11 protein-coding genes are annotated in these 15,379 nt (G+C 58.9%); 3 read left to right on the top strand and 8 right to left on the bottom strand.

Features of this window, described 5'->3' with window-relative positions:
- Positions 1–17: 17 nt before the first annotated feature.
- The 3 genes from BGRAMDRAFT_RS29755 to BGRAMDRAFT_RS29745 all read left to right on the top strand — a co-directional run bounded on the left by BGRAMDRAFT_RS29755 (position 18) and on the right by BGRAMDRAFT_RS29745 (position 4,436).
- Positions 18–1,565, top strand: a complete 1,548-nt coding sequence (locus BGRAMDRAFT_RS29755; RefSeq protein ID WP_044021975.1) for a sugar ABC transporter ATP-binding protein — start codon at positions 18–20, stop codon at positions 1,563–1,565.
- Between the two features lie 20 nt (positions 1,566–1,585).
- Positions 1,586–2,788 (top strand): sugar ABC transporter permease, encoded by a 1,203-nt coding sequence (locus BGRAMDRAFT_RS29750; protein ID WP_006052613.1) that lies wholly within the window; start codon positions 1,586–1,588, stop codon positions 2,786–2,788.
- Positions 2,789–3,473: 685 nt separating this feature from the next.
- Positions 3,474–4,436 carry a LysR family transcriptional regulator gene (locus BGRAMDRAFT_RS29745; protein ID WP_006052611.1) on the top strand — a complete coding sequence of 321 codons (963 nt, stop codon included), beginning with the start codon at positions 3,474–3,476 and terminating at the stop codon, positions 4,434–4,436.
- Positions 4,437–5,071: 635 nt separating this feature from the next.
- Here the strand turns inward: BGRAMDRAFT_RS29745 and BGRAMDRAFT_RS29740 are convergent.
- The 8 genes from BGRAMDRAFT_RS29740 to BGRAMDRAFT_RS29705 all read right to left on the bottom strand — a co-directional run bounded on the left by BGRAMDRAFT_RS29740 (position 5,072) and on the right by BGRAMDRAFT_RS29705 (position 15,370).
- A complete protein-coding gene (locus BGRAMDRAFT_RS29740) occupies positions 5,072–6,178 on the bottom strand; it encodes a porin (protein WP_006052610.1) in 1,107 nt (368 codons plus the stop codon).
- Positions 6,179–7,056: 878 nt separating this feature from the next.
- Positions 7,057–8,067, bottom strand: coding sequence for a zinc-dependent alcohol dehydrogenase family protein (locus tag BGRAMDRAFT_RS29735; RefSeq protein WP_006052608.1), 1,011 nt, complete (start codon positions 8,065–8,067; stop codon positions 7,057–7,059).
- A 32-nt stretch (positions 8,068–8,099) separates the two neighbouring features.
- Positions 8,100–9,050, bottom strand: coding sequence for a polysaccharide deacetylase family protein (locus BGRAMDRAFT_RS29730; protein ID WP_006052607.1), 951 nt, complete (start codon positions 9,048–9,050; stop codon positions 8,100–8,102).
- 79 nt (positions 9,051–9,129) lie between these two features.
- Positions 9,130–10,809, bottom strand: a complete 1,680-nt coding sequence (gene actP / locus BGRAMDRAFT_RS29725) for a cation/acetate symporter ActP (protein WP_006052606.1) — start codon at positions 10,807–10,809, stop codon at positions 9,130–9,132.
- The gene (locus BGRAMDRAFT_RS29720; RefSeq protein ID WP_006052605.1) at positions 10,806–11,120 is read right to left on the bottom strand and encodes a DUF485 domain-containing protein; all 315 of its coding nucleotides are present in this window, start codon (positions 11,118–11,120) and stop codon (positions 10,806–10,808) included. Before BGRAMDRAFT_RS29720 ends, actP begins: the two co-directional genes overlap by 4 nt.
- Positions 11,121–11,201: 81 nt before the next feature.
- Positions 11,202–12,005 (bottom strand): enoyl-CoA hydratase, encoded by an 804-nt coding sequence (locus BGRAMDRAFT_RS29715; RefSeq protein ID WP_006052604.1) that lies wholly within the window; start codon positions 12,003–12,005, stop codon positions 11,202–11,204.
- A gap of 61 nt (positions 12,006–12,066) precedes the next feature.
- Positions 12,067–13,848, bottom strand: a complete 1,782-nt coding sequence (locus BGRAMDRAFT_RS29710) for a CoA-transferase (protein WP_006052603.1) — start codon at positions 13,846–13,848, stop codon at positions 12,067–12,069.
- Complete coding sequence (locus BGRAMDRAFT_RS29705) at positions 13,838–15,370, bottom strand: class I adenylate-forming enzyme family protein (RefSeq protein ID WP_006052602.1); 1,533 nt, start codon at positions 15,368–15,370, stop codon at positions 13,838–13,840. The genes BGRAMDRAFT_RS29710 and BGRAMDRAFT_RS29705 overlap by 11 nt, the downstream gene beginning before the upstream one ends.
- Between the last annotated feature and the right edge of the window lie 9 nt (positions 15,371–15,379).

Here is a 15,379-nt window from a genome sequence, read left to right as displayed (position 1 = left end):
CTGTCGCGCCGTCAGTCATGAGCGCCCACACCGCCCCCGACCTGCTTCAGCTCGACGGCATCACCGTCGAGTTTGGAGCCACGCGCGCCCTCGACAATGTCAGCTTTAACGTATCGCCTGGAGAGGTCGTCGGGTTGATGGGCGCCAATGGCGCCGGCAAGAGCACGCTGGCGAAGGTCATCGTCGGTGAGATTGCGTTCGGCTCGTACCGGGGAACCGTCACCTGCAATGGCAGTCCCGCCGCGTTCAGTCATTCGCGTGACGCTCATCGTGCAGGTGTGGCTCTCGTTCACCAGGAGGGCTCCGTTGTCCCCCAGCTGACGATCGGTGAGAACGTGATGCTCACGATCGAGCCTTCGCGGTTCGGTGTCATCGACTGGAAAGGCCTGTATGCCCAGGCCGACACCGCCATGCGCAAACTCGGGCTGGACATCGATACGCGCAAGCCACTGGCCGGCCAAGGTGGCGTGGCGCTGATGGAGCAGGTGGAGATTGCGCGCGCCATCGCGAGCGGCGCCCGCGTGTTCGTCTTCGATGAGTCGACCTCTGCGCTGGGCGCCGGCGAGATCGAGGTGCTGCTGCGACGCATGCGCGAACTCGCCGCCCAGGGCGCCGGCATCATCTTCATCTCCCACCGGACCGACGAAATCCTGAAGGTCTGCGACCGTGTGGTGATCCTGCGCGATGGCCGTGTCGCCGTCTGCGCGCCACGCGCGCAACTCGATCATGCCTCGATCGTACGCGGCATGCTGGGCGATGGCCGCAGCGACACGCTCGCGCCGCTCGCCCAGGACTCGCGCCTGAAGACGCAGGGCACGCTCGTCAGGATCCGCGACTGGCGTATCTCGAAGTCGCTGGACAATCCGCGCGATCTCGCCCCGATCAACCTTGCGCTGGCGCGCAACGAGATCGTGGCCGTGTATGGCCCGCTCGGCGCGGGCAAGACCGAGCTGCTGCAGTCGCTCTATGGCCTGCTGCCGGAGCTGAGCGACGGTGTGCTCGAGCTCGCGGGCGCCGCGCTGCGCCCGCGCAACCCGCGCGATTCCATCCTCGCAGGCGTGGCCTATGTCTCGGCCGAGCGGCAGCGCGACGGCGTCGTCGCCCATCTCTCCGTCCTGCAGAACATGATGCTGGGCTGGCATCGCGGCGCGCCGCGCTGGAAAGGCCCCGTGGTCGACGAGCAGAGCGCGGAAGCATTGTGCCGGGAGTACATCCGCGATCTGGCCATCCGCACGCAGGGACCTGCCCAGCCGATAGCGAATCTGAGCGGCGGCAACCAGCAGAAGGTCCTGCTCGCGCGCGCCCTGATCAACCAGCCGCGTCTGGTGCTGCTCGATGAACCCACGCGCGGCATCGATCTTGGCGCAAAGCAGGACGTCTACCGGCTCATCCGCAAGGTCGCCGCAACCGGCACCGCTGTGCTCTACGCGACGATGGAGGAATCGGAGGCGCTGGAGCTCTCGGACCGGATCCTGGTGCTGCGCGACGGCAAACAGGTAGCGCTGCTCGACACGAAAGACACCAACCCGCACGAGCTGCTTGCGCTCGCGGGTGGACTGCAATAAATGGACAAACTGGAACAGCAATGAAATCGAACACAGCTGAAACGAACACCCCCGCGATTGCGGCGCCCGCTCCGGAAGCGAAGGCCGCGGCCCCGAACCGCGCGAGCTCGATCATCTCCGTGGCCCGCTCCGCCGCCGGGTTGCTGGTGGCCGTGGCCCTGGTCTGGATCGCCTTCTCATTCCTCACCGATGGCGTATTCGTCAGCGACCGCAACGTGACCAACCTCATGCGACAGACGGCCATCACGGCGATGGTCGCCCTGGGCATGCTCGTGGTGGTCGCGCAGGGCGAAATCGATCTGTCCGTGGGCTCGTTCATGAGCCTTTGCGTAACCGTCGTCGCCCTGCTCGAGGCCAGCCATCTGGTCAGCCCATGGGTGACGGTGGCCGCGGCGATCGGCATGGGTGTGCTGGTCGGGGTATGGAATGGCACCTGGGTGGCGCGCTTCGGCCTGCCGTCATTCGTGGCGACGCTCGGTGGCCTGATGCTGTTTCGCGGCATCGCGCTGGCCCTGTCCGGCGGGCGCACCATCTCGGGCATCTCGGAAGGCATCCGCTTCTTCGGCGACGCGTTTCTGAGCGGCCCCGTGCTCTGGGTGTTTCTGGCCATTGCCGCGCTCATCTCGCTGCTGCCGCTGCGCCACCTGAATGACCCGGCACGGCGTCGTCAGGCACTGGTCCGGGCCATCCTGGGCTTCGCCAGTGTCGCCCTCCTCTCATGGTCGACGCTGTCCTATCTCGGCCTGCCCATGCCGGTGGCCATCACGCTGGTTGCCGCGGCCATCCTCTCGTGGATGCTGACCAATACGGTATGGGGGCGTCACGTGTATGCCGTGGGCGGCAACCGTGCCGCGGCCCGCTCGGCAGGCATTCCGATCACCCGACACCTGATGACCTCGTTCATCCTCATCGGGGTGCTGACCGGACTCGGCACGCTCATGTTCGTGGGCCGCCTTGGGTCGGCGCCGCCCGAGTCGGGCCTGTTCCTGGAGCTCAACGCGATCGCGGCGGTCGTCATCGGCGGGGCCAGTCTCTACGGCGGCACCGGCACCGTGCCGGGCATCCTGCTCGGCGCGCTGCTCATGCAGAGTCTCTCGAACGGCCTCTCGCTGCTCAATGTGCCGACCGCTTACCAGAACATCGTCAGCGGTATCGTCCTCATGCTGGCCGTTTATGTCGATGTCCTCTCCAAGCGTGGAGGCAAGCTATTCGTGCGCCCCTGAAATTTATCGCTGGCATTCTGCCTGCTTGAAGATCGCGGGTGACGCTGCCTTGTACGGATCAATGCAAAAAAAATGACGATACGGCGATACGGCGATACGGCGAAACCCGACCAGTGGCGGCACCAAAGGTGCAACCCGCCACTGGATGAGTCAGTTTTCCGCCCCGACGGCGCTAGTGATTGCAGACCCGCAATTCTCCTTCGGTGTTACGTCATCAAAAGAGAAAAAAGATGTGCGACGCATGCAACCTCAGTCGCGACTGACTGAAGACCCAGCTCTCATTATCTGACCGACCCTGGTGTATGACCCGGAGATCGTTTGCAACGGTGAGCGCGTCCAGTCAGATACGTCGTACTAGAAGCGGAGCACCCTTGCAAGAGATCGAGGGCGGCCAGACGCGTTACGTTTCGATGACCAGCGGTCGCACCGTGGACAACATGCTGTCAACACACAGTATCTTGAACCCAAGCAGTCATGAGCTCTGCTTTACCACTTCATCCGTTTTTTGATTCAGGAACAGGAGAGTATTTCATGGAGGAGATCGAGCGGCTGTTGGCCAACAGCGTGGCCGACTTCGTAAGATCGAAAGAGGTCTCGGTGCTACGCGCCACCTCCTTTTATGCTGGACCCTGCAATCGAACCAGCACCCTGTTCTGGCCGAGCGATTTTTTGCTCAGGAGGCAATGTGAACCTGACTCATAAACAGCTTCGATACGTCTGCGAGGTGGCGCGTCTTGGCAGCATTCAGGCCGCGACGGAAACTCTTCATATTTCACAGTCCTCCATACTGGCCGCCATCGCGATCGCAGAGGACGTCTTGGGTGCAAGAATCTTCGATCGACGCCCGTCTCGAGGAATTCAAATAACGAGAGCTGGAGAGCGTTTCACAACCGCGGCAAGTACTCTATTAGCCGCCGCTGGTGAATTCAACCGTCAGATTGGCGGCCTCGTAAATAGCGCCCCTCAGACATTGCGAGTGGCATGCTTCGAACCGTTCGGCTCACTTTTCGTTGCCGAGGTGCTTCGGCGGTTTGTAGCAAAGTACGGAGATGTGGAGATACTTCTTTATGAAGGCAATCAGGTTCAGCTTAGAGAATGGCTGGACAGCGGTGAAGTTGAGTTGATCATCACCTACGACATCGGACCAACCTTCGGGGACGATTGCACCACCAGAATCTGTCAAATTCCGGGACATGCGCTCCTCCCGAGCGGCGATCCACTCGCCGGGAAAAGCGCCGTTTCAATTGCGGAACTGGCTACACGACCACTCGTGCTACTCGATCTCCCCCAGACTTCCAGTTATTTAACGAGTCTCTTCGATGTACTGCCATCCAGGCCTCGAATTGGCTTCCGCGCGCGGTCCTATGAAACGGTAAAGTCCGCCGTTACGGCAGGATTCGGCGTGGCACTTCTTCATATGATGCCTGGCAAGTACTCCACCCCGGATGGGCGAGGCCTGGTCCGTCGTCCACTCATCGACGATTTGCCTGCCCCCACGCTGATCGTTGCTGACATGTACGGCAACCATAAACCGGCTTTCGTCAGGTCGATAATCGACATCGTCAAGGATCTGTTCCGCGATATTGACTCAGACGATACGTCTGTTGCAATTCCCGAAGTTGCTCGAACGCTCTCGGACGTCGACTGATCGATTCTCGGAATCGACTCGATCCGCGGCGATCAAGAAACGTCGCGTCGACCTGGAGTATCGGCTCTGATGAATACCAACAGCAGCTTCCGCACCATCCTCGTGTTGTACGGCTTTTTTGTGGCTCGGATCGGTCAACGACCATTCGAGCCATGTCGTGCTGAATCGCGTTTGCTAATCCTGAAAAAATCCAGAAATAGCAGTGCGCCGCGCCTCTGTCTCCTACCAGACTCAACCACGACTGTCGGGATGTGACCCAGACGCTCTTCCGCCTCTGTGAACCCGTCCATCAGTTGCCGGCTAAGCCTTCACCAATCGTCATCAATGAATCGTGACCGCAATGCAACGACAACGGAAACGGTATTCGCAGCACAAGCTGGACGCGAACAGGACAGGCCCCAGCGAATCTGGAACCTGTCCGTTCCCCTTACCTTGCCTGGAGCTCAGCGCATATCGATACCGAGCGTGCGATCCGCCTCCCTAGTCGACGTGGATCGGGGCTGCGCGATAGTCATCGCACCGCTCGTCGATGCTGCATCGGTGTTGTCCAGGCTGGTGCTTGCCTTCCCGCCGAACGAAACGACACTCATCTCTCAGGAACTAACCTGTTTCTGCCCGGTTTGCCACGATACGACTCAGAACAGGTGTTGCACACCGACGTACACACCAGACTGGCTATGCCCAGTTAAGGGATTGTCACTTGAAACCGTTGTGCCAGCGTTGTTCGGAAACAGTCCAAAGTTTGCCGACTTGCTGTTGCGTGTCGTTGCGATCTGCATGTTCAGCATGGTTCGTTTCGAGAAGTTGTAAGAGCCGCCCACTGTGTATAAGGTTGCGTTCCCCGCTCCCTTGTTTGCGTTCACGTGATAGACCGCTGCGATAAGCGCGGCAGCGGGCGTTGCCTGCCACGTCACGCCGCCCCATTCGTGGTCGAGGGATGTGGGTGCGACACCTGCCGTGGCCGTTCCGCCTGACGTCCGAATCGCCTGGTACGATCCTTGAACCTTAAACTGCCCAAGAAACAGATTTACCATTGCGGAATATTCGCGCGATGCGGTGAACGGATTGTCGAATCCCCCATTGGCTGGATCGCGAATCTCGTCATACATTGCGCGTACCTGGAATAGCGCAGATGTATAGGTGATATGCGCGCCCGCTTCACGACCTTGTGCCGTGGTGCCATTGCCATTGAAGCTCGTGGCATTGGACAACGAATATTGTCCGGCGAAATCAAATCCACCGAATTTCGGAGATTGATACGAGATGTTATTACTGGAAAAAGGCCAGTTGCGCCCTCTCACCAACGAGGCAGACGACCAGAATGACTGTCCAAATGGGTCAAAATCCCAGACATCATTCGCAATAAATAGTTGCCGCCCCATCATGAAAGTACCGTATCTGTCGTTAGCGACGCCAATTTCTGCCCAGCGATTGAAAAGACCGTCACTCGAACCTTGGCCGTTCGTAATGTTGAAGCCACTCTCGAGGTGAAACAGAACCCTGTTCCCGCCCCCAAGGTCCTCGGCGCCCTTGATTCCCCAGTAGCTACCCTGCCAGTCACCTCCCATCACCCGGAATCGATTAGTGCTACCTTGAGCGATCCCCGAGGCATTCGGATTGGCAGGGACGCCCGTCATGTACTCCAAAGCCTCATCCAGGCGGCCGTATAGAGTCACGCTGCTTTGCGCATGCGCATCCAATGCCATACCTATCAGGATGGTCGAAACAAAAATTTTTTTCATGGCAGACTTTAAAAATAACCTGGGTTTATTAAAAAAATAGCTAACCATTTCAATGGCACATTTACTGCAACCTGCAAATTCTTATGAAGGCGTAAAATTTCGAGGTGGAGAGATCTGGACGAAAAAAATCCTGGTCTTCGTTGGAATAATTTTCCATTACGATCACCGCTTATATTTTTGCATTAAAAATTCGATCTACCGGCCGCGTCACTGAAGGCCACGCACGAAAATAAAAATGAAAGACTTCCCAAACTCCTTCATTTGATTGAAATTTCATATTTTTCATATCTAATCAGGTATCGTTTTTAATAAATTAATCTTTGGCCCCTCCTGTCCGCAGGGTGCTGTTAAAATCCCATAACTGCGGTACTGATGGCGACTTTGCCATTAGTCAAAATTTACGTAAAATACATAATATTCAACGTATTGACACATTTTTCCGTGCAAGTTAAATAACCAAAAAACCCATGCCGGGAAGGTGTTGTCAATACGGAAACGCCGCAATTTGCTGGGGAAATTTCTTGAGAGTGACGGGGCCGTGTTGAACGATGACAACGTGTGCGCTTGCCGCCTGATAGCGGCGCCACCGTTTACATAGGCAAGTGGAGCTGGTTCGGAACGGTAGTCGTTCCGCAGGTGGCGCCGCATGCCCGTGTCGGCTCTTCACTATTCGAATGTCTGGCTGCTGGCCACAGCGTCGAATTCGTACCGCTCACGAATCAGGAGCAACGCTGGATGCTGGGTTTGCGCTTGCGTACAGCGGTCCGGTTAACCAAAGCGCCGAAGACGAGGGCGAAAAAAATTAGCTTCCAGGTGATCATCCGCAGAGTGTGGTTTTCGCCCTACAGTGCTATACAAAACATCACACTCGGCACCCGTTAGGATTGCCTCGCGGGAAGTAGGCGCTCCAGCCCATTAGGCGCAACGAGAATCTTTCCGCCATCTCTCGCACGGTCGGCGTGTGCAATTGCCTCGCCGATATCTTCGATTGGATATACCCGTTCAATATCAACTCTCAGGCCGTGTGCGATGCGCGCAAAGATTTCCCGATAGATTCCTGCAACGTTGGCTTCGGACTTCCGGTCAAGGAACCGCCCAAGAAGAAAACCCGTGAATTTCAGGCCACGGTAAACGAGATGAGCAGGCGGGAGGACGATGTTTTCTCGCGATACCGATCCGTAGATGCACACGACGCCTCCATCCGCCACACAGGACGCGATACGATTCGTCGCCGAACCCGCCACGGCATCGATTCCCAGCTTGATCGCGGTGTTATCCGTCAGCGCCCTCACCGACCGCGCCAGATTTTCGCTGTCCGTCACACAGAAATCCACACCGAGATCCGCGAGCTGCTGCCGTGCCTCGTCGCGTCGAACGACGTTCACGGTGTTAATTCCACGTTCTTTCGCAAAAGCGATGATCAACCGACCAACGGCTGAATTGGCAGCATTCTGGATAATCCAGTCGCCTCGGTTGAGTGTCACCACATCGGAAAGAAGCAGATGCGCTGTAGGTGGGTTGATCCGCGTCATCGCCGCTTGCTTGACGTCAATTTCTGCGGGAACCACGATGACACGGTGAGCCTTGACGAGGCGGCGTTGCGTCCAATTTTCGCGGTCGAGGTTGATCACCAGATCGCCCACGGCAATGTGACGGACGGCTCGGCCAATCGCGACCACTCGCCCTACACATTCCGCACCCGGCGTAGCCGGTAACTCGGGCCGTAACCTGTACCGCCCCCAACAGAACGATATGTCAGCTGGATTGATGGGGAACGCCACTACGTCGAATAAAACTTCGTCTTCGCCGGGTGCGCCGGGATCCGGAACTTCAATGCAACGAACGTATTTTTCCGGATCGCCATATTGCGTTACGACAACTGTTTTCATGATGTCTTTTGATCCCGCGTCGTCTCACTACATTAATAGGCCTTGGGAATGTAGTTGCCAATGACTTCTTCTGCGATGCTCCCGAATATGCTTCCCATCATTTCGCGAGTCGACAGTCCAGGCATCGGATATAGTTTTTCCAGCTTGAGCAGAACCGCCGGTGGACAGTCCGGTAATGTAAAACCGTCGATATGAGCCCACTTCTGGATCTGGTTCAGAAAGCGTGGTGTTATAACACCCGCTGGCGCGCTGTTAGCCGGGTCCTGCATCGCTTCGGCCAGTGAGATGAAGGTCACACCCGCCTTGGCGAAGCGATCGAGAATCTCCGGCAAGCACTCGGCCGCGAGGGGTGTCCCGTGTATCAACCAGATGTGCGGGAAATCTCTGGCAAAAACCTGTCTGGCCGCCGCGACGTGGCTGCTGAGTTGCTGCAGAGCCGTCTGGACGAAGCGCTTCCTGACCAGTTCAATAGCCGACCGATCGTTGCTGATCGACGCCCGGTAATGCGGCGCAAGGAATTCCGTGTCATAGAACCACGATGTGATCGGTACGGTCTGATAGCCCTTCCTGACCAGATAGCGATGTACGCGATCGTGCTTCTGTTGCGAATCGCCCCAATTGTCCATGGCATAGCGAAAGTATTTTGCCGGCGAACAGGACATCCATTGACCGACGAACGACTCGGTCTGTTCGATGTCGTCGATGTACTGTTCCGCCGCCACCCAGTTCAGGCTCGCGTGATAGTGCGTATGATTGGCGACGAAGTGCCCGGCCTCGATCCATGTGTCGAGCAGCCTGAAAAGCGCGGGATCCGCAACGCACGGCGAGGTACAGGAAAAAGCATAGACCCCGTTGATGCGATGGCGACGAAACGCATCGATCAATGCCCGCGTCACCACTGCCGGGCTAAATCCCGGGGCCCATCGCGTTTGCTTCCAGAGAAACAGATCGTCTACGGTAACCGCCAGTCTGATTGGCTCCATTGCTTCGATCCTCTGGTAGTGTCTTGAAGAAACCCTCGTGCGCCCCGGTCGCGCCGGGGCGCTCATCACGACGAGCACGTCAATGCTGGCTTGCTCCCTCTGCTCCCAGACCGGTTTGCGCGCGAACCATCTGCAGATCGAAAGCGAGTTTTGCCCGCTCGGCCGCAGGGCTGCGGTCCAGTTTCGACACCACGTAGATCACCAGAAACGCAAGCGGCATGGAGAACAGCGCGGAATGATCGTAGGGAAAGATGGCGTGCGAATGCCCCAGCACGGTCTTCCAGACGGCGGGTGACAGGATCACCATGCCCACTGACGACACCAGTCCCGCCAATCCGCCCCACATCACTCCACGAGCCGTGACGCCGCGCCAGTACATCGAAGTCAGCAACGGTGGAAAGTTCGCCGATGCCGCGACATTGAACGCGAGAGACACGAGAAATGCCACGTTCTGCCCACGGAAAACAATGCCGAGCAGAACCGCGACGATACCGATGACAATCGTCACTTTGCGCGTCAGACGCACTTCGGCTTCGCCGCTCACGGTCGTTTTTCTGCGCAGGACGTTCACGTATATATCGTGCGAAATCGACGACGCGCCAGCGAGGGCCAGACCGGATACCACAGCCAGAATCGTCGCGAACATGACCGCCGCGAGGAAACCGAGGAACAGGTTGCCACCCATCGCGGTGGCCAGATGAAGCGCAACCATGTTGCTTCCGCCCAGCAGTTTCCCGCCGGCATGACCGCCCTCGAAGAAGCGTCCGTCGGTACTGACGATCACAATGCTCGCCAGTCCGATTACGAACATCGCGACAAACATGTAGCCGATGCAAGTTGCCGCCACGAGGACGCTGGTGCGGGCCTCCCGCGCATTGGGCACGGTGAAGAAGCGCATCAGGATGTGCGGCATCCCGCACAACCCAAAAACAGTGGCGAGCGACAGTGAAAGCGATGACACCGGGTCCGAGAACAAACCGCCGGGGCCCATGATCGCGTTACCGCCGGCATGAACCTGAACCGCTTTCTGCGCAAGGCTCTCAAAGTCGAAATTGAAGTGCGCCAGTGCGAGGACCATCAGCAAAGTCGCACCGAACATGATAAGGACGGCTTTTATCAACTGCACCCAGGTCGTCGCGATCATCCCTCCGAATGTCACGTAAACGATCATGAGAATGCCGACTGAAATAATCGCGTAGTTGTATTGCAGACCGAACATCAGTTGAACGAGCTCACCAGCGCCGACCATTTGCACGATCAGATAGAAGAACACAACGGTCAGTGAGCCAAGCGCCGCCATGCAACGCACACCGACATGATCGAGCCGGTAGGCGATGATATCGACGTAGGTATAGCGACCCAGATTGCGCACGCGCTCGGCCATCAGCAACAACATCACCGGCCAGCCAATGAAGAAACCAATGCAGTACAACAAGCCGTCGTAACCCCGCGCATACACGAGACTGACCACGCCGAGCATCGTGGCGGCCGACAGATAGTCGCCCGCCACGGCAAGCCCGTTCTGCAGACCGCTAATTCCCGCGCCAGCAGAAAAGAAGTCTTTCGCCGTTTTCGTGCGTTTGGCCGCCCACCACGTAATGGCGAAAGTAATGCCCACGAATACGAAAAAAATGCCAATGGCGACCACGTTCAAAGGTCGGCCATCACCTTGTTGCGCTGCCGCGGCTCCCTGCGGCAGCGACATGAGCCCGGCGGACGCAATCAGCGCAACCGCACGCTTCGTCTGATCCAGATTCATCGTGCTACCTCTTCGAGAAGATGAACACTCAGCCTGTCGAACGTGCTGTTCGCCCTGCGTACGTAAATCCAGGTAATGATCCAGCCAAGTGCGAGAATCGCAACAGCCATGACAACACCGACGGTCGTGGCGCCTCCCCGTTCGACCGGCATACGCAGAATCTGCGGCCGGAAAGCGACCAGGGCGATCAGGATGAAATAGGCGACCAGACCGACCGACATCAGCGAGCGCACGAGTCTCGCCCGTCGTGTCACGAGTTCCTTGAAAAGCGCGTGTCGACTGACACGTTCAGCCATGTCCAAATTGTTCACGATGTGTCTCCTCCTGGGCAGCCGGGCACGAAGGTGGCTGGCTGCCTGTAGTGTTTTTTTGGCGCCGTGGATATTCGGCTGTTACACGGACTTTCCGCGCGCAATGGATTGCGCCAGACCTTCGCTCCGGCGTTGCTGGAACGACTCGGAAAGATGGCTGAGCTGGTGCGCGTCGAAGTGCGCGGTCATGGCGGCCCGAAGACCCTGGGTGTCGAGTCCGCGATTGATGGAGCGTTTTGCGAGCATGATGGCGAATGCGTCGCCGGCCGCGATCTTCCTTGCAAGCGCCATCGTTTCGTCACGCAGCGACTCACGCGGCACGACGCGATTTACCATCCCGGCTCGAGCAGCATCGTCCGCGCTCATTTTCTCGCCGGTGAAGAGAAACTCTTTCGCTTTTCGCGCCCCCATCACCCACGGATGAATCATCACCTCGACGCCGGCGGTGCCCAGGCTCTGGCACACCGGATCAGAAAAGAATGCATCATTCGACGCGATAACCAGATCGCACATGTTCGCGACCATGAAGCCGCCCGCCACGCAGGCGCCCTGCACCTCGGCAATCGTCGGCTTGGGGCAATCGAAAATTCTCAACGCATAGTCGAAGTAATAACGGGACTCATAGGCCCAGCGCTGCTCGACTGTAAAATCCGCGCGTTTCAGCGCGGCTTCCTTGAGATCGTGGCCTGCCGAGAAGTGTTCACCCTCGCCGGCAAGGATGATCGCCTTCACCGCAGGATCGTCGGTGGCGCGACGCACCGCGCAATCGAGTTCGTCGAGCAACGCCTGGCTCTCGGCGTTTCGAGCTTGCGGGCGGTTGTGCGAAATTCGCGCGACCCCCGCGTCGACGTGATAAAGAATATGTTGATAGACGATGTCATTCATGAATCTCATCCTTTTTGCAAAGATCGGTCGTAGATATAAAACGCGCTTCGGCAATGCCGCTCTAGCCGAGGAAGAGCCGGTCGGGGTCCAGATGGCGAGCCAGATCCAGTTCCTCGCCAGTCGGTTCCGGCTCGACGATCGGCGCCGTGCCCGCTTTTACGTCCCACGCACACTCACGTAACGCCACGTCGACGAGTTCGTCGGCGGTAAGGCCGTCGCGTGCCTGAACGCGTGTCAGGACGAAATCGGCGCCGCTATCCGGGCGCTCGAAAACCGCCCACGGAGTGACCACGGTCAGGACCGCGCGGCCCGGCGTCGTAATGAAACCGGCGGAGCGAACAAGGCGTTTGGGTGAATGGGAAATCGTGACGAGAATTTCGCGTGCGCCGCTGCCGATATCGTTCGCACCGCCGGAACCCGTGAGCAGCATGCCCGGCAATTCGCTGCTGTTCAGATTTCCGCGTGCATCGACTTCGGCGGCGCCCAGCACGCCGAAGGCCCGGTTTTGCGCGCCACCCGTGAGCAGGCCAAGGGTGAATTGGGTATCGCTCAACATCGAGCTACCCGCCATGTTCCGATAGTTGAACAGGAAAGGATCGCCTGGAGACGGCACGTATCCGAACATGCCCGATTCGACCATCAACGGCAGATGCTTACCTGACTGCGCAAGCTGGATAGCGGCCATCCATGCTGCAAGCGAGGAAATACCCAGGCCGGCCAGAAGCGCGGAGGTGTCGCCATCGGCCAGACGATGGCGAAGCATTCTCGCGGCGAGTACGACGTGCCGTTCCGCTTCGGTGGGCGCGCTATCATGCGAGCGCGCGCGCGCGGACACCGCTTCCAGTTGCCACCCGTCTATCGCGGTACGGCCCTGCAGCGCCTGAATGCGCTCACCGCCGAGCTTCGCGAGATAGTCGTTGTGGTCACGGCAGCCGAGGATCCATTCTTTCGTCCATTCGAGCAACGTGTCGGTTTTCTTGCCGGCACGACGCAGATCGGTCAGCATTGCGTAATCGTCGGTATAGCCGGCGAGTTCCGGCACTGGCGCACTCGGCAGGGAATTCGGATGTCCGCCGAGCGGTACGTGGCAGACAGCGGAAACCACATAGGCCGGAACCCGGACATGTTCCGGATAGCGCCGCAGAAACTCGCGGCTGACAATGTGATCGACAGTCGCGATGACGGCCCTTCCCGCACAGAACGCGGCCCATACACCGTCGTAAAGCGGCGGGCAGATCAGAATATTGCCGTCGTCGTCCGCGGCCAGTCCGTGTATGAACGTGATATCCGGCGACAGTGGCGCGACCACCTGCGTATTACCGTCGTCGAACGGATTGCGCACCGACGTCGTCGCATTCAGCGCGGCCAGATTCTTGCCCATGTCGCTGCCCGCCAGCGAGCGCGTCGGCATGAACGGCAGACCGAGTGCGGCAGCCATCAATCGGTGTGAGAGCGTCAGCAGCGACCAGTTTTCGAAGACAACGCGACCGCTTCGGGCCGCTTCGACATAGAGCGGATGCGGCGCGGGCGTCGGATACGTCATCGCGTGAATCGAGGTAATCACGCGCTTGACGAGGCCGCCCGCGATCATCGGTGCATGCTGGTTCGCTACCGCCGGCGCCACGAGAGTAAAGTCTGGCGTCCGGTTCCAGAATTGACGGATCACCTCGAACATGGCGGCGTTCGGACGGGCCATCGAGCCACCGAAATAAAGCACGTCCTTGTCGCGCACGTGAGCCGCCACGGCATCCTTGAGGCTCATGAAGCGCGTGCTGCCGACACTTGCATCGGCGAGAGCGCGCCAACGCGCGGCGAGATCCAGAGTGGTCATATCAGCTTGCATTGAACAGGCTCCGCAATAAGATCGGCTTTTTAACCTTACCCGCGCCAGTTCGGGGAATCTGGTCGGAAGACACCGTGCGCACCGCTTCCGGCCATTTGAATTTCGACAGCTTTCCGTCGCAGAAAGCCTGAATTTCGGCGAGACTGAACTCGCGTTCAGGCTCGCGCGGAATCAATACGGCAAGGACGATGTCTCCGAGTACGTCGTGCGGTTGCGCCAACGCAATAGCCTCCTGGACGTCGGGATGTTTCGCGAGACACTCCTCGACTTCGAGACTCGAAATGTTTTCACCACCGCGGCGAATGATCGATTTGAGACGATCGACGAAATACAGGCGCCCCGCCGTATCCCGGAACGCGAGATCGCCGGTATGAAACCAGCCCTCGCGTACGGCTTCGCGCGTGGCGGTCTCGTTGTTCAGATAGCCCGCGAAGCCCTGACCGAATCGCGCGACGATCTCGCCCATTTCCTCGGGCTGGCATTCGCGTCCGCTTACCAGGTCGACGACACGCAGGTCGATCCCTGGCACCGCCCGTCCCATACAGGCGTTGGGATAAGGGTTGTTCTCATGAGAAAAATCAGTCAGGGTTCCGAATGTTTCCGTCATGCCATAGCCATCGATGACCGGTCGTTCCCAGCGCGCCTCGAGCGCGGCTCGCCGCGGCGCCGATCCCACACCGAACATATACCGCAGCCCTGCGAGCGCGAGACGCTCGTCGTCGCTCACCTCCTGCTGCTGCAAAATGTAGAGGATCGTCGCCATTGTCCAGATCACCGTCGGGCGCCCTCGCGCCGCTTGCGCCCAGAAGCGCGACGCGCTGAATCGACGCGCCAGCACCAGCGTACCGGCCGACATCAGCGCAAGCGACACGCCCCAGTTGAGCGCGGCACTGTGGCTGAGTGGCGTGACGAGCATGATCCGGTCGTGCCCGTCGGTCTTCAGACATTCAATGTATCCGGCAATCGCCCGCACCACCGCGCCGTTTGTCTGCAAGCCGGCCTTGTGTGCGCCGCCGGTCGTCCCCGATGTGAACGTCGCCGCGAGTCCATCCCACTCGTCGATGTCCGCACAGCGCGGTAATAGCGGGCTGTTCGAAACAGGCGCATCTGTCGACAGGGTCGTCACACCGAAAACCGTGATCCCGGCCTTCGCCGCGCGCACCTCGCCGGCAATCGCCGCGAACTCGTTACTGTTGACGAGGTGCTGCGCGCCGATGCTTTCAAGCATCCCAAGCAACTCGGGCAGCGCCAGTGCCGAATGCAATCCAACGCAAATGGCGCCGATCTTCTGGCACGCCAGATACATGACGAGCCAGTCGGGCGAGTTATGCATCAATAACGCAACAACGTCTTTCCTGCCGACGCCCTGCGCCATCAGTTCGCGTGCGCGATGGCTGGCGAATTCGTTCGCCTGCGCGTAGCTCAGATGAACATCGAACGAATCGTCTTCCGCAACGAAATGCAGAAATGGACGGTCCGGGGAATTCGCGGCGGTACGCTCGAAGTAGTCAATTAGCAGCATGATGGATGG

This window comes from Paraburkholderia graminis C4D1M, from assembly GCF_000172415.1.
Classification (GTDB): domain Bacteria; phylum Pseudomonadota; class Gammaproteobacteria; order Burkholderiales; family Burkholderiaceae; genus Paraburkholderia; species Paraburkholderia graminis.
Note: the sequence above shows the minus strand (reverse complement) of the source record. Positions and strands in the feature narration are given on the sequence as shown.